We start from the raw sequence: 16107 nt of genomic DNA, 5'->3' as shown, positions 1-16107 counted from the left end.
CCAGTCAGCATGGGAAATAGTGAACTGAGTTAATGTAAAGCATCTGCAGGCTGTTTTGTATCAAAAAACCATAAAAAGTTGCAACTATTTGTTAATACAGGACGATTGGGGCCTTCGTGCTTATATATCTGATTCAAACATTCGTTTGAAATCCTGCGGTGTTTCGGTAGAATCAGGTGAGAACACTTTATTAGGAGACATCATGAGCGAAAACACCACAAAGAAGACAACCCGCTCCAAGAAAGAGGACCGTGTTGCTATTGTGTCCGGACTCAGAACCCCATTTGCCAAGCAGGCGACCCATTTCAGGGGGATTAACGCTATTGAGTTAGGCAAAATGGTGGTTAACGAACTAATGCAGAAAACGGAGCTTGAACCTAAGTTGATTGAGCGCGTGGTTTTTGGACAGGTAGTCGTTTTGCCGGAAGCACCGAACATCGCTCGTGAAATTGTATTGGGTACGCCGATGGATGTGCATACCGACGCTTTTTCCGTATCACGTGCTTGCGCTACCAGTTTCCAGAGTGTTGCCTGCCTGGCTGAGTCCATTATGGTGGGTGACGTTTCGGTCGGTATTGCCGGTGGTGCTGATTCCTCATCGGTCGTACCCATTGGAGTCAGTAAAAAGCTGTCTTTGGCTTTGGTTGATTTGCAGAAAGCCAGAACCATGGGCCAGAAATTGTCGATATTGAAGAAGTTGCGTTTCAAAGATTTATTGCCGGTGCCTCCTGCCATTAAAGAATATTCCACCGGGCTGACCATGGGGCAAAATGCTGAGCAGATGGCGCGAGATCGTGGTATCACCCGTCAGGAGCAGGATGAGCTGGCTCATCGTTCCCACACATTGGCGGCTCAAGCCTGGGAGGAAGGGAAACTGGATGGTGAAGTTATGACGGCTTATGCCGAACCTTATACTAAAGATCCGTTACACCAGGACAATATAGTGCGCTTTGATTCAACGCTTGATGGCTACGCTAAGCTACGTCCGGCATTCGATAAAAAATACGGTACCTTGACTGCGGCAAACTCGACACCGCTAAGTGACGGTGCGGCGGCCGTTGTGTTGATGAAGGAGTCTCAGGCCAAGGCCCTGGGCTATGAACCGTTAGGCTATATTAAAAGTTATGCTTTTGCTGCGATCGAAGCCGATCACGATATGCTGATGGGGCCTTCCTACGCCACGCCAAAGGCGCTGAAAAAAGCCAAGCTGAAACTAAGCGATCTGGACTTGATCGATATGCATGAGGCTTTTGCCGCGCAGACCATCTCGAATATCCAGGCCTTTGGTTCAACCAAATTCGCCAAAGAACATCTGGGGCAGCGCACCAAAATTGGCGAGATTGATATGGACAAATTTAACGTGCTGGGCGGCTCCCTTGCTTATGGTCATCCGTTCGCCGCAACCGGCGCGCGCATGATTACGCAAACATTAAACGAATTAAAACGACGCGGCGGCGGTCTGGGATTAACGACAGCATGTGCAGCAGGCGGTCTGGGTGCAGCGATGATTTTGGAGGTTGAATAATGTCGGATAATACATTCTTTACGTTTGAACAACAGGACGATGGCATTGCTGTAATTTCGATAGATTTGCCGGGCGAGTCGCAAAACGTCTTGAAGATGGAGTTCATCGAAGAGCTACAACCTGTGATTGAACAAATCAAAACGGATAGCTCGATTAAGGGGTTGATCATTAAAAGCGGCAAAGAGGGCAGCTTTATCGCCGGTGCCGATATCACCATGTTTGGTAAAGTTGATACTGCCGAAGACGCTGAGCAGTTATCATCTTCAGGACATCGTTTTTTTAACGCACTGGAGCAACTGAACAAACCTGTGGTTGCGGCTATTCACGGGGCTTGCCTTGGTGGTGGTCTGGAATTGGCATTGGCTTGTAGCGGACGCGTCATTACGGATAGCCCTAAGACCAAACTGGGGTTGCCAGAAGTGCAACTTGGTGTGCTACCGGGTGGTGGTGGAACTCAGCGTCTACCACGATTAGTCGGCATTGCGCCTTCACTGGATATGATGTTGACGGGGAAACAGTTATTCCCCAAACAGGCCAGGAAGCTGGGATTAGTGGATGAAGTCGTGCCACAGGCGAACCTGATGAAAGCTGCCAGGAAGTGCGTTAATGACCTAAGGAAAGGTAAAGAAAAGAAAACGCCCGTCAGCAGTTATTTTTCAGTAAAAGGAATACAAAAGCTGTTGTTGGAAACCAACCCACTGGGTCGCAATATTATTTTTGATCAGGCTCGAAAGACGGTTCAGAAGAAGACCAAGGGTAATTATCCAGCACCGAAGAAGATTATTGAGTGTGTAGAGAAGGGGATGGCTCAAGGTATGACCGCCGGCTTGGCCATTGAAGCGAGAAACTTTGGACAGCTGGTTGTATCGCGTGAGGCAAAAGCGTTAATCAGTGTTTTCTTTGCTACCACTGATTTGAAAAAGGACAATGGCATTGACTCTGACGCCGAAGCTATTGCTATCAATAAGGTTGGTGTCCTGGGAGGCGGCTTAATGGGCTCCGGGATCGCTTACGTCTCGGTCGATAAGGCAAAAAAACAGGTGCGAATCAAAGATGTTCGGACGGAAGGTGTTAATGGTGCTTTGAATTATTCCTGGACATTGATTGCCAAGAAAATGAAAAAACGGATTATCAGTCCATCTACTGCCCGCCACACCATGTCTTATTTAACCGGGACAACCGACTACAGTGGCTTCAAGCATGTCGATATGGTGATTGAAGCCGTGTTTGAGGATATTAAACTCAAGCATCAGATGGTTGAAGAGGTGGAGCAGAACTGTTCTGAGAAGACGATCTTTGCAACTAATACATCATCGATTCCGATCACCACCATTGCCGAGGCAGCCAAGCGTCCGGAACAGGTGGTAGGTCTGCACTATTTCTCGCCGGTGGAAAAAATGCCGCTGGTCGAAATTATCGCCACGGATAAAACTGCGGACTGGGTGATTACGACCTGTGTTGAACTGGCGAAAACGCAGGGCAAGACACCGATTGTGGTCAATGACGGTGCAGGCTTCTATGTGAATCGCATTTTAGCGCCCTATATTAATGAAGCTGGAATCCTATTAAGCGAAGGCGTTGCTATCGAAAAACTGGATAAGGCCATGGTTAAAGCCGGTTTCCCTGTAGGGCCCATCACTTTATTAGATGAGGTTGGTATCGACGTTGCGACTAAAGTGGCACCGATCTTGCAGGATGCATTTGGTGAGCGTATGGCGACGCCAAAAGCATTTGAAAAACTGAAAGAAGATGACCGAAAAGGTAAGAAGAACAAACGTGGCTTCTACCAATACGACGGCAAGTCGAAAGGCAAAGAGGTTGACGAAAGTGTCTACTCTGTATTGGGTGTCAGCCCTGATAAGCATGTTGATGCTAAGGAAATATCAGAGCGTGGTTTGTTGCTGATGGCCAACGAAGCGGCTCGTTGTTTAGATGAAGGAATTATCCGTAGCGCACGAGATGGCGATATTGGTGCTATCTTCGGTATTGGCTTCCCACCGTTTCATGGTGGACCACTCCGCTATATGGATTCGTTAGGAATAGAAACAGTGGTGGAGCGTTTGCAGTACTATCAGAAGCAGCATGGCGATAGGTTTGCTCCTGCTGAGATTCTGTTAACGATGAAAGAAAACGGTGAAAATTTCCATTCGTAGAGAAGAGTAATCAATAAAAAAGCCCGGATTTAACCGGGCTTTTTTATTATCGCACTTTTGTTCAGGCAAAATAAAAGGTGGCCTAAAGCCACCTTAGAAATTCTATAGGGAGGATTATAACTACTCAAATATTCTCTTAAGCAAAGGTTTCGCGAGTAACGTTAATACCAGAGCCCCTAGTAGTTCTTTATTCTGAAGAACATTTTCTAGGATAACAGGTTCGCTCATCGCAAATTTGATGCCTACTATCCCAGCGATTGCAGCAAGCACGTATTTCATGGTGATACCTTTCCTTTCCGCATTTGTTTACCAAGACTGTCCGAAATTTTAACAATAAATAGAAAAGGTTCTGTGTTCTAGGTCTCACAGAACCTCCGATTTGTGTGAAATGGTTTGCAAAAGCAGAGTTTTGAGGGAATAAAAGTATTTTTGCCCATGTTACGTCAGGTTACATACGGCTCCCTTATGCTGCATCTAAGCCCTTATGTGTTATAGGTTGTAGCGAAAATCGAAGCCTGAAGTTAAACCTGTTATCTGTTCCGAAACATTAACCCCAAATGACCAGTTTTGTGATAGATAATAACGGCCTTCGAAACCATAAACGGCCGAATTGGAATCTTCATGCAACGCTTCATTCACGTAGGTTGAGTAATCATAGTCTTTATATCCGGCAAAAACCGAATACTCCCAGCTGGTAGAGAGGCGGCCTCGAAGACCGAGATTAGTCATTAAACCTTCATCATCATTACCGTAAGTCGATTGTGGAATAATATCCGTGCCGTCAAACTTAATATAGCCAACGTCCATGAAGAAGTCATGAGTACGGCTGGTTGGTACATGAAAGCCAATGGCAAAAGAGTACTCCTGAGCAGTTACATCGGCAGTACTGCCGTCTGGCCAGACATCGGCGGACTGGGATTGAAGTCCTGCTTTTAAATACCAGCTATCGGAAAGGCTTTGGGAGAGACTGAGTTTGTAGCCAGCTTTGTCACTCGTCAATTCACCTTCGCTATGAGTATAGCCAAAATCAATATACTCGTAACTCAGCTTATCGTTGGCCTGAACCGATAGTATTGGAGCCAGAGTTAGAGCGGTTAGTATTAAAGTTTTTTTCATGGTTCTCGAGCTACTAAATTGCTTAAAAATTGCGCTTAGTGTACTACAAAGCTGAAGGTTGAGAAACAAAGAAAAGGCCGCGGAATGCGGCCTTCTCGTAACTAACTTTTAGAAGTTGTAACGGAAATTTGCACCGATATGATCTTCAAGCTCATCGTCATGGCCAATCTCAACGCCCACAGAGAACTTGTTGTTGAAGTGATAACGACCTTCTACAGTCACGTCGGTTGACTCCAGGACGTCAGAGTATTGGGCGTAACCGCCTAGCTCGATGTTTTGGCTTGCCATGCCTCGGAAACCGGCTAGTGCATTGAAACCTGAGTCATCTACATCAAGGTCCTGATCAATGTTTTCATAACCTGCTTCAGCAACAAAATCAACAGAGTTGTTAATTGGTGTATGGAAACCTGCATTGATACGATAGCGATCGGAGTCACGGTCAAAGTGGTCAGTTTCGCCTTTTAATACTTCGGCTCTACCGTACCAGTTTTGATTGAAAGACATAGAACCGTCAAATTCTACTCCGTCAAAGTTGTCATAGTCCTGGACGCTACCCTGAACATAATCATAGCTTACGCCGTTGGCCATCGCTAAGCTTGAAGATAGTGCGATAGATGTTGCGATAAATAGTTTTTTAAAAGACATTGTCGTCTCCTCAAATATTCTTGTTAAATAATGCAAGTACATTATGGTTTTAGTAAACTGAATTTTCCCTGAATCAAAGTTCAGAATTGAACGATTAATGATAATCTTTTCACAAACCCAAGGAACTGTATGAATTCATCAATTTTGCCTGTACTGGAACAGTTAAATAAAGTTGTTCTTGGTAAACCGCTCCAAGTTAAATTGACCGTTGTTTGTCTATTGGCTCGGGGACATTTATTGATCGAAGATTTGCCCGGCATGGGGAAGACGACCTTGGGGCAGGCTATGGCAAAAGTTTTTGGTTTGGACTTTCAGCGTATTCAGTTCACGAGTGATATATTGCCAGCAGATATTGTGGGGGCTAATATTTTTGATAGAGAAAAGTCGGCTTTTGAGTTCCATCCCGGCCCCGTTTTTTCCCAGCTGGTATTAGCCGATGAGATTAATCGTGCCACACCGAAAGCTCAGAGTGCTTTGCTGGAGGCGATGGAAGAGAAGCAGGTGACAGTGGAAGGGCAGACTTATCCATTGCCCACCCCTTTCTTTGTCATAGCGACACAGAACCCAACCCATCAGATAGGGACTTACCCTCTGCCTGAGTCACAGCTGGATCGGTTTTTGTTTAAGATTAATTTAGGCTACCCGGATCCAGAACTTGAAAAAGTGTTACTGAAGGGAGAGTCGGGCCGAACCAGAATGGTTAAGCTTGAGCCGATGTTGGATTTAGATACCTTGTTGGAGCTACAGCGTAAAGTGGATAAGGTGACTGTAACAGAACATTTGTTGCAGTATGTTATGGAGTTGATTCAGGCCACCCGCCGTAGTCCTGATTTTGCTCATGGTTTATCACCAAGAGCTGGCTTATCAATTATCAGTGCCGCCAAGGCCTGGGCCTTTGTCGATGGACGTGATTATGTACTGCCTGATGATATTCAGCAGGTGTTCGTCGCGTCCGCACGTCATAGGCTACAGCTGGTAAAAACATCCTCTTCTTCAACGCTGGAGTTGATAGAAGAGCTAATGAAAACGACTCCTGTACCAGCCTAATGATAAGTGCCATAAGGGATAAGGTCAGCCTGTGGATTGATAAGCGCACACCACGGCAGATCCAAACGGTGTTAAAGCAGAACAATATTTATATTCTGCCGACACGTTGTGGCTGGCTGATGTTGTTGATTTTGGTTCTGATCCTTGTGGCTTCGACCAATTACCAAAATAATATGGGTTTTATGACCGGTTTTATTGTGCTGGCGATTGGTTTGCTGTCGGTCTTCTATACCTTCCGCAACCTCAAGGGAATCGAAGTTCGATGTCATAAACTGGCTGCAGCTTTTGCCGGGGACGAGGCTGTGATGCCGTTACAGTTAGTGAACGCCTCACAAAGTATGAGAACAGGAATTGGCATTGGGTTCAGTAAAAAATCTGTGCACTATGTTGATATTGATGAACTCTCTCAAGCCTCTACCGAACTCAGGCTTGTAACGGCAAAGAGAGGCTGGATGAAGGTTCCGCGGATGGTTTGCACCACCATCTTTCCTTTCGGTATTTTTGAAGCCTGGTCATGGGTGCGTTCGCCTTATCAGCTACTGGTATACCCAAAACCGATACCGTGTCCTGAGCCTTTAATCGCCAGTAAAGAAGGTATCGAAGAGGGGCATCACGTTGAAGAGGGCAGTGAAGATTTTCACAGCGTGAGAGACTATCAGCCAGGGGACTCGGTCAAACAAGTTATGTGGAAAGCCTATGCCAGGGAGCGCGGCTTATTAAGCAAAGAGTTTGAAGATCATGTTGGTGAGCAATACAGCTTAAGCTGGGAGAGTGTGGCTCATTACGATAGAGAGCTCGCCATTTCGTATTTAACCGATGCTGTGCTGCAAGCCGAAGAAAGCCAGCAAGTTTATGCATTACGTCTGCCGCACGTAACGATCGATAAGGGGCAGGGTATGGAGCATATGCATCGTTGTCTTGAAGCACTAGCGTTAATGTAGGAGCGGGTTATGAATGTAAAGCAGTTACCAATTTCTCGCCCTGGAGTTGTTCCTTTGTTGCTGGCAATACAGGCTGTGGTTTTATTGCCATTGTGGTTTCATTTGCCGTCCTGGATCACAGCAACAACCATAGGACTGTTGCTTACCAAGTGGTATTTAAATCACCATCAGCTACAGGCCCCTAAGTGGATACTGCTGGTGATCGTTTTACTATGTGTGGGCGGCGTTTTCCTCCAGTTTAAAACCTTAAACGGCAGAGACGCAGGCATTGGCCTTATCAGCCTGATGTATGGCTTTAAACTGTTAGAAGCAAAAAGTTACCGTGATGCTTCGCTGGTACTTTTTATTTCCTTCTTTATCGTGGTGACGGCGTTTTTTTACAGCGAAGCGATTTGGATGGGCGTTTACCTGCTAATCACCATGCTTCTGATCCTGATTGGCTTAATGGTATTAAACAGCCCGCAGGGGATTAAAGGAACAAAGAAGATAGGGAAAGCTTCTGCAATCACCTTAGTCCAGGCCATCCCCATTATGGTCATTCTATTCTTCTTATTTCCGCGCAGCTCGACGCCGCTGTGGTCCATGCCGAATGACAGTCAGGCGGGTTCTGGTATTGATGATACCATGGCACCGGGTAGTATCGGTGCGCTACATACCTTTGATGATATCGCCTTCCGGGTCGACTTTGCGGACAAGGTGCCGAGTAACAGTGAAATGTACTGGCGCGGTCTGGTTTTGGCGCGTTTTGATGGCTTTACCTGGCATAAAGAAGAACACAGTCCGCTACGTGGTGAGTTGGGGTTGCCTCGTGAAGCCACTTACCAGTACCGTGTACAAATGGAGCCGAATAACCGTAACTGGATTTTCGGCCTGGAACAGTTAGCGGAGGCTCCTGATGGGGCTTACTTGTTCAGCGATAACACCTGGCTGAAACGTCGCCGAGTGACCCAACGCCTGACCTATTCGGCTCAGGCTTATAATATTGATTTTTCCCAGCAGGGGTTAAGCCAGCATCAGCGGAGTATCTATTTACAGATTCCCGATGACTCCAATGAGAGAACCAAAGAGTGGGCCGAAGAGCGGCGGAGAGAACATGGCAGCGATGAGCAATTTGTCAGTTGGATATTGTCCTACATCCATCAAAATCAATACCACTATACATTAACGCCGCAGGTTATCGAGGAGGATACCATTGACGGCTTCTGGTTCCAGACTCAGGAAGGGTTCTGTGAGCATTACGCCGGTGCCTTTGTTTATATCATGCGCGCCGCCGGAATTCCGGCTCGTGTGGTTGCGGGTTATCAGGGGGGAGAATACAACCCTTACGGCGACTATTTCATTATACGCCAGTCGGATGCTCATGCCTGGACTGAAGTCTGGTTAGATGGTGAAGGTTGGCGCCGAGTTGATCCGACCGCAGCGATCCACCCGTCGCGGGTCGAGGAGGACTTGCGGGGACAAACCAGCTCGCGTGATGGCTGGCTTGAAGAGTTTGGGGGTGATGCCATGTTTGAACCACCGCAAGGCTTTTTGCAGGACCTTGCTTTGCGCTGGGATGCCATCCAAAATTTCTGGAGTGATACGGTGATGGGGTATAGTAAAGATATGCAATTTGGTTGGTTGCGTCAGCTGGGTATCGAAAAAAATCAGTATCGCTATCTCGGATACGGTTTATTGGTTACTGTCTTATTAGCCGGTCTAATCTTTGGCTATTGGGTGCTGCGAGCGACGCAAAAACTGGACCCCGTGGCAAAGCAGTATATTAAGTTGCTGACTCGGTTGAAAAAGAAAGGGGTTCCCTGTGAGCCATCGACGGGGCCTAAAGAGTTGCTGAAAATAACTCGCCGCACTTCACCAAAGCTATATGCACGAGTGGCGCCTGCCATAAAAACCTATACAAGCCTGCGTTATCGAAATAAGTCTGACTCTAAGGATTTGTTACAGCGACTTAAGCGGCAGGTAGCGCAAGTGTAGTGTAACTGACAATATAGGCTCTAAGGAGTATAATGGCCGGCTTTATCGCTAACGACTGAATCAAAGCATGGCCGAAAAAGTAGCGGAGAAGTCCGTTGATATTAGTCCCATTCAACAATTCCTGTATTGTGGAACTCCAAAAGCCTGGTTGGATCATGCGGTAGAAGAGTTGGAAACTCTGCTGATCGATCATGCGCATTGTGAGAAAAAAGCGGCTGCCACTGCCGTAAAGTTGATGTTCCGTTACCCGGAGCGACTTGATTTGCTTAAGAAATTATCGCAGCTCATTCGAGAAGAGGTTCTGCATTTTGAGCAGGTGCTGGAATTTATCGAGCAACAGGGCATCAAATATCGGGCAATTAAACCATCGCGTTACGCAGCGAGTTTACATCAGTATGTTGCCAAAGACGAACCACAACGATTTATTGACGGCCTAATTATTGGAGGCATTATTGAGGCCCGCTCCTGTGAGCGTTTTCATGCGTTAGTACCTTACCTTAAAGATTCACATCCCGAGCTAGCCAAGTATTATCGCTTTTTATTAAAGTCAGAGTCGCGCCACTTTATGGACTATATCGATTTGGCCAAGCAGTATGCGGGCAGTGACATTGATGAGCGACTTGATTTCTTTTTACAGAAAGAGCAGGAGCTGATCGAGTCTCCGGACCCTCTGTTCCGTTTTCATTCGGGCGTTCCCGTATAAACAAGAAGGTTATTTATGTCTGATAAAAAACTATTACTACTGAGTTCATCGCGTGAAGGGCAAACCGAGTATTTAGAGCATGCCCTGCCGATGATTGATGACTTTTTAGATAGCAAGATTAAAGAAGTGTTGTTTATCCCGTATGCCGGCTTCGCTATGGGGTATGATGCCTATGAAGACAAGGTGAATAAGCCTTTCCAGACCATTGGCAAAAAGGTCATTTCGATTCATCGCTTTGATGATCCGGTTAAGGCAGTGGAAGATGCAGAGGCCATTGCAATCGGTGGCGGTAATACATTCCACCTGTTGAAAGAGCTCTACGATAATGAGCTCGTCGACGCGATCCGGAAACGGGTTGATGAAGGCATGCCTTATATGGGCTGGAGCGCGGGCTCTAACGTAGCTGGATTAACAATTTGTACTACTAATGATATGCCAATTGTTGAGCCGAGAAGTTTTAAAGCACTGGCTTTGGTGAACTTTCAGATCAACCCTCATTACACCGATTACCAGCCGCCAAACCATAACGGCGAAACTCGTGCTGAGCGTATTTTTGAATACGTTCGTGCTAATCCACATCGTTATGTTGTCGGTACGCGAGAGGGAACAGCTCTAAAGTTGGTGGAGAACCAGTTAACATTGATTGGTAACAAGCCTGGTTTAGTTTTCCGTGATAGCGAGAAAACGCGGCCAATTCAATGCAATACTGACGTTAGCTGGCTTCTTTGATTGCAATAATGACTTAAGTGGTTGGATTTGTTGAAAAAAATGTGTATTCAATAGTTCGAATGGGCTAGTGTGGTATGACTATGGATGGTGATAATAAGACGTTGTACCTTCCATGGTATAGCCAATAGCACTGAAGGAGAGAACTATGAAAAAGCAAATATTGGGGTTGGTGTCGCTGGCTTTGGCGGCATCATCTGCTACTGCAGTTGCAGGAAGTCAGCAGGATAACGAGAACTTAGTAGGAAAAGTTCCGTTTTTAACGTCAACCGCACAGGATTTTAGCGATTCCAACTCACCGATCCACCCCTTTACAAATTCAGCACTACCAAATCCACCAGCTGACGTTTACAACGGTAACCTGTTTCAGCTCCGTCATGACTACCCAAGTGAAGCCGCAGTAAAGCAATCGCCGGACTGGAAAAAAGTGACCAATAACGGTCCAATTACGCAACAAAACGCCATGGCATATGTCGAGGCATTAAAAAGCTATGTCTCGAAGGATATGCGTAAATTAATTTATGACTATGATAATTGGAACGCCAGTGAAGAGCCTTGGTGGGAGTCCATCTGGCTCGGTACCGAGCGTGAACCGATTCATGGGTTTTATGTGGGCTCCGGCTTTCCCGCAGGGACTTTGACTCACCAGAAACTGGACTTAACGACTTATGTCCTGACGCTGTATGACAACACGGCGGCAGCTACTCTTGGAAACATATGGGGCACTACTCTAGAAGAAGCTTATAAGCCAAACATTACCAATCCTGGCGCGCAGTATGCTGAAGGGAGTGTGATTGTGAAGTTTGCGTTTGTGACACCTTGCGGTGCCGATTGGTCACCAATGGAAGGCGCTGCGATGCTTCCAATTTACGCACCTTTAAATACAAGTAATGGCTCAGGAAATAATCCCGACAAGTCTCAATGCCCCAACAATGGATCCGCCGGTGATGTCAACAATCCAAGCCTGACCAATATCTATCTGATGCAGTTTGATATTATTGTTAAGGATAGCCAGGCGGCACCGGAAACTGGATGGGTCTTCTCAACGTTGATTTATGATAAGGATGCGCCTGGTAAAGATGCCTGGGACAAGATGGTGCCGCTAGGAGCTACCTGGGGCGGTAACCCTGATGTGATTAATACGTCTAGCTCGGCCATTACTCCCCCCGCAACAGTGAATCCAAAATTAACGGAAAACTGGATTAACCTTGATACACCTGAGTATGCTCGTTCAACGTTGGGTTGGGATGGGCGCTTATCGGGACCGAATGATGGAGCCGTAGTGACGCCGGCCTGGGCTGGTGGTCATTATTATCCCGTAGGAATTTCCAGTGCTGGTTGCCTGGGTTGTCATAGCTCGGCACAATATAACCCCAAAAGCCTAACTACGAACCAGCCGAATATGACGTCGTTCTTATTACCGTCGACCACCCAGCCACCACAGGCAAGCGCTCCACCGTTGTCCAGTGGCCCCTCTGACGCTTTAGTTCTTAATAAGCCGGGTTCAAAAGGCTGGATGAAGTGGTTCCAGAGCCGTGCTGGCGATGTGCCAATGGATTCGAATCAGGTGGCTCTAGATTACGACATGGTGACAGCGTTTAAGGCGATTCCAATGTGGCAGGCTGCTTTAAAAGCGATGAAACAGGACGGTGCTGAGGAAGCATCTGTTAAGCGACAAGCAGACTAGGAGCCACAATTATGGCGTTTGAAGAGTTAACCAAGGATGTGATTAACTTCTGGTTTGGTGCGCCCGACTCGGCTGAGTTGGGTGCTAACCGTGACATATGGTTTGACTCTAATCCTGAGTTTGATGAGGAGATTAGAGTCCGCTTTGGCGAAGCTAACAAGCAAGCGGCCGAAGGGCTGTTTGATGAGATGATGCAGACGCAAAGTGGGGCGCTAGCCTTAATCATTTTGTTGGATCAGTTTTCTCGTAACATTTATCGTGGCCAAGCTGAAGCATTTGCCAATGACCCTAAAGCTAGGGAAGTAACACAACATGCGCTTGATAACCATTTTGACCAAGGCTTATTAACGGTTCAGCGGAAATTTATGTATTTACCGTTTGAACATGCGGAAGGTTTGGAGCTACAAGAGCGTAGCGTAGAGTTGTTTGTTCAATTGGGAGACAGCAATTCGACCAGCCATGCGTTGTGTCATCGCGATCAAATTATTCGATTCGGACGCTTTCCTGATCGCAATAAAGCGCTGGGCAGGAAAAGCACATTTGCTGAAGAACGCTTCTTAGAGAAGCCTTTTTGTTAAAGTCTCAATAAAATAGCCAGCAACTTAGCTGGCTTTAAAATAATGTTCTGAAATATCTTCACCGTCAACCGTCAGGTAATGTCCTTTTTCTCCCCAGTCGCTTAAAACAATACGCTGGCAGTGTTTTCCGTCGATTTCAAGGTCATGAAAAGCAGGTCTATGAGTATGGCCATGAATCAGAATTTGCGCATGATGCTCTTTTAAAACTTCTTCAACGGCTTGAGGGTGCACATCGGTTATTGCGCTGGCTTTATTTTCCTGAGCCTCGCGGCTCTTCGTTCTTAAATCAGCTGCAATACCTCGTCTTACGGCGAGAGGTTGAGACAGGAGCTGTTGTTGCCACTCTTCTGAGCGAACCATTTGGCGGAACTGCATATACTCTTTATCGTCCCAGCACAAACTGTCACCGTGCATCATAATCGCTGGTTTCTTGCCAAGCTGATAAGGATGAACTTCGTCCAGTAACTGACCGCCTGTTTTTTCAGCAAAAACATCGCCCAGAAGGAAATCGCGATTACCGTGCTGGAAATAGAGGTTTTTACCACTGTCCGAGTAGGCTTTAAACAGCTCTATAGTGGATTCGACAAACTCGGAGTCGTCATCGTCGCCAATCCAGCTTTCGTACAGATCTCCCAGCACATAAAGCTCATCGGATTGTGGCGCGATTTCACGCATGAAATGTTCAAAGAGCGCCGTAAGGTCCGGGCGCTCTTCACATAAATGTAGATCTGAAATTACTAATGTCATAATTAGCCGTTAATTTCAGCTTTCTCAATCAGAACAGTTTCTGTCGGTACGTCCTGATGCATGCTGTAACTACCCGTTGGCACATTACGAATGGCTTCTACAACGTCCATGCCATCAGTAACTTTACCGAATACACAGTAGCCCCAGCCATTCATTGACTCACTTTTAAAATTCAAGAAGTCATTGTCATTTACGTTAATGAAAAACTGACAAGAGGCTGAATGAGGCTCCATAGTTCGTGCCATAGCCACTGTACCCATTTCATTACTCAGCCCATTGTTGGCTTCGTTTGCGATTGGGTCTTTCGTGTCTTTTTGATCCATCTCTGGCGTAAAACCACCGCCCTGAATCATAAAGTTAGGGATCACACGGTGGAAAATTGTACCGTCGTAGTGACCTTCTTTAACGTAGCTTAAAAAGTTGTCCACGGTTTTAGGTGCTTTTTCTGGGTATAGTTCCAAAGTGAACTCGCCGTGATTGGTTTTAAACGTTACTGTTGGGTTAGCGCTGCTCATGGGGTTTGCCTCAAAATTAATGATTTCGCTGGTTTAAGGTAGCCTGAAAGCGTGTTGCTGGTTACAATGCTAGGCTGTTTGGCGCATATGATACTTATTTTAGTAACAAAATGCGATTTTAGCGAAAAATAGTCTGAATTTAGATATTAATTAAGAGATAGAGATAAACGGCCATGTTGCAGATTTATAATAACCTTACTCGTCAGAAAGAACCTTTTAAGCCACTGAAAGAAGGCAAGGTGTCTATGTATGTGTGTGGCGTGACGGTCTATGATCTGTGTCATATTGGGCATGCCCGAACCTATGCAGCGTTTGACGTTATTAATCGTTATTTAAAGTTTCGCGGTTATGACGTAACTTACGTTCGTAATATCACGGATATTGATGACAAGATCATTAATCGCGCCAACGAAACGAATCAGGAATTCGGTGCAATCACTGATAAGTTTATTGAAGAAATGTACCAGGACTTTGACGCCATTGGTCTACAGCGCCCGGATGTAGAGCCGCGCGCTACTACTACCATGGATGAAATCATCGCCATGACCGAGTCTTTGATAGAAAAGGGCGCAGCCTACGCAACGGATGAAGGGGATGTCTATTTCCATGTCCCTGCATTTAAAGACTACGGTAAGCTGAGTCGTCAGGACTTATCGCAGTTAAATGCTGGCGAGCGCATTGATGTGCGTGATTCGAAAAAAGATCCGATGGATTTCGCCCTGTGGAAAGCGGCTAAGCCAAACGAACCTTCTTGGGATTCACCATGGGGCAAAGGGCGCCCGGGCTGGCATATTGAATGTTCAGCCATGAGCAAGAAGTGCTTAGGTGAAACCTTTGATATTCACGGTGGTGGTTCTGACCTACAGTTCCCACACCATGAAAATGAAATTGCTCAGTCTGAATGCGCCAACGGCTGCACCTTTGCCAATACCTGGATCCATACAGGCATGGTGCAGGTCGATAAAGAAAAAATGTCCAAGTCGCTGGGGAACTTCTTCACCATTCGTGATGTGCTGAAACAGTATCGCTCGGAATCGGTGCGCTACTTCTTGATGAGTGGGCATTATCGCAGTCAGCTGAGTTACACCCAGGCTAACCTGGAGTCGGCCGATGCCAGTCTTGAGCGTTTGTATACCGCATTAAGAGGGGTGGACTTACCAGCTGCAACCGATGACAGTTATGACATCATGGACAAGGCGCAAGCTGATTTCATCAAAGCAATGGACGACGATTTCAATGTTCCTGAAGCCATGCCGGTATTGTTTGATCTGGCGAAAGAGGTTAACCGTCTGAAAGCAGATGATATGCCGAAAGCGGCGACTATTGCTGTAAAATTAAAAGAGCTGGCTGGCGTATTGAGTTTACTGCAGCACGATCCAGAAGAGTTCTTAAAGTCTGGTGTGGGTGACAGTGATGTGTCAGATGAAGAAATTGATGCACTGGTTCAAGAACGTCTACAGGCTCGAGCCGATAAAAACTGGGCCCTGGCTGATGAAATCCGCGACAAGCTTCACGAGCTTAATATCGAGCTTGAAGATGGTGCCGGTGGTACTTCTTGGAGAAGACGGTAGTTGGTTTTGAATGGAATGCACGAATAGTGCATTCCTAGTATATCCCCATTAGATTGAGCTGAACATTGAGAAAGGCATAGCAATTTGAATCGTGGATGATTCAAATAGTGAAATTCAGGCCATGGAGGGACTGTATTTCACGGTGCGTTAAGTGACTTTTGAAATGTGAGGATAGTAAT

At 46.3% G+C, this 16107-nt stretch carries 14 protein-coding genes; 10 read left to right on the top strand and 4 right to left on the bottom strand.

Going from position 1 to position 16107, the window contains the following annotated elements; all coding sequences use genetic code 11:
• Nucleotides 1-202 precede the first annotated feature (202 nt).
• Nucleotides 203-1525: an acetyl-CoA C-acyltransferase FadI gene (gene fadI, locus H7708_RS00500; protein WP_223668503.1), complete on the top strand. Its 1323-nt coding sequence runs from the start codon at nt 203-205 to the stop codon at nt 1523-1525.
• Nucleotides 1525-3678 (top strand): fatty acid oxidation complex subunit alpha FadJ, encoded by a 2154-nt coding sequence (gene fadJ / locus H7708_RS00495; protein ID WP_223668502.1) that lies wholly within the window; start codon nt 1525-1527, stop codon nt 3676-3678. The genes fadI and fadJ overlap by 1 nt, the downstream gene beginning before the upstream one ends.
• 489 nt (nt 3679-4167) lie before the next feature.
• Here the strand turns inward: fadJ and H7708_RS00490 are convergent, their stop codons facing one another.
• Both H7708_RS00490 and H7708_RS00485 read right to left on the bottom strand, forming a co-directional pair.
• The gene (locus H7708_RS00490) at nt 4168-4794 is read right to left on the bottom strand and encodes a hypothetical protein (protein WP_223668501.1); all 627 of its coding nucleotides are present in this window, start codon (nt 4792-4794) and stop codon (nt 4168-4170) included.
• Nucleotides 4795-4902: 108 nt separating this feature from the next.
• Nucleotides 4903-5439 (bottom strand): hypothetical protein, encoded by a 537-nt coding sequence (locus H7708_RS00485; protein WP_223668500.1) that lies wholly within the window; start codon nt 5437-5439, stop codon nt 4903-4905.
• A 129-nt stretch (nt 5440-5568) separates the two neighbouring features.
• Here H7708_RS00485 and H7708_RS00480 point away from each other — a divergent pair, with 129 nt between their 5' ends.
• From H7708_RS00480 to H7708_RS00450, 7 genes are all read left to right on the top strand, one after another.
• The gene (locus H7708_RS00480; protein ID WP_223668499.1) at nt 5569-6486 is read left to right on the top strand and encodes an AAA family ATPase; all 918 of its coding nucleotides are present in this window, start codon (nt 5569-5571) and stop codon (nt 6484-6486) included.
• Nucleotides 6486-7427, top strand: a complete 942-nt coding sequence (locus H7708_RS00475; protein WP_223668498.1) for a DUF58 domain-containing protein — start codon at nt 6486-6488, stop codon at nt 7425-7427. Before H7708_RS00480 ends, H7708_RS00475 begins: the two co-directional genes overlap by 1 nt.
• 9 nt (nt 7428-7436) lie before the next feature.
• Nucleotides 7437-9401, top strand: coding sequence for a transglutaminase family protein (locus H7708_RS00470; RefSeq protein ID WP_223668497.1), 1965 nt, complete (start codon nt 7437-7439; stop codon nt 9399-9401).
• A gap of 67 nt (nt 9402-9468) precedes the next feature.
• Nucleotides 9469-10104, top strand: a complete 636-nt coding sequence (gene miaE / locus H7708_RS00465; RefSeq protein WP_223668496.1) for a tRNA-(ms[2]io[6]A)-hydroxylase — start codon at nt 9469-9471, stop codon at nt 10102-10104.
• 15 nt (nt 10105-10119) lie between these two features.
• The gene (pepE, locus tag H7708_RS00460; RefSeq protein ID WP_223668495.1) at nt 10120-10833 is read left to right on the top strand and encodes a dipeptidase PepE; all 714 of its coding nucleotides are present in this window, start codon (nt 10120-10122) and stop codon (nt 10831-10833) included.
• A 145-nt stretch (nt 10834-10978) separates the two neighbouring features.
• A complete protein-coding gene (locus H7708_RS00455; protein WP_223668494.1) occupies nt 10979-12517 on the top strand; it encodes a hypothetical protein in 1539 nt (512 codons plus the stop codon).
• An 11-nt stretch (nt 12518-12528) separates the two neighbouring features.
• Nucleotides 12529-13095 (top strand): DUF924 family protein, encoded by a 567-nt coding sequence (locus H7708_RS00450; protein WP_223668493.1) that lies wholly within the window; start codon nt 12529-12531, stop codon nt 13093-13095.
• Between the two features lie 24 nt (nt 13096-13119).
• Here H7708_RS00450 and H7708_RS00445 read toward each other — a convergent pair whose 3' ends face one another.
• Nucleotides 13120-13842, bottom strand: a complete 723-nt coding sequence (locus tag H7708_RS00445) for a UDP-2,3-diacylglucosamine diphosphatase (protein WP_223668492.1) — start codon at nt 13840-13842, stop codon at nt 13120-13122.
• A 2-nt stretch (nt 13843-13844) separates the two neighbouring features.
• Nucleotides 13845-14357, bottom strand: a complete 513-nt coding sequence (locus H7708_RS00440; RefSeq protein WP_223668491.1) for a peptidylprolyl isomerase — start codon at nt 14355-14357, stop codon at nt 13845-13847.
• Between the two features lie 173 nt (nt 14358-14530).
• Here H7708_RS00440 and cysS point away from each other — a divergent pair, with 173 nt between their 5' ends.
• On the top strand, nt 14531-15928 hold the full coding sequence (cysS, locus tag H7708_RS00435; RefSeq protein ID WP_223668490.1) for a cysteine--tRNA ligase: 1398 nt from the start codon (nt 14531-14533) through the stop codon (nt 15926-15928).
• Nucleotides 15929-16107: the final 179 nt, after the last annotated feature.

Origin of the sequence: Kangiella shandongensis (assembly GCF_020005365.1) — a bacterium.
Classification (GTDB): domain Bacteria; phylum Pseudomonadota; class Gammaproteobacteria; order Enterobacterales; family Kangiellaceae; genus Kangiella; species Kangiella shandongensis.
The sequence above is the reverse complement of the archived record's forward strand: the minus strand, read 5'-3'. Positions and strand labels throughout refer to the sequence as shown.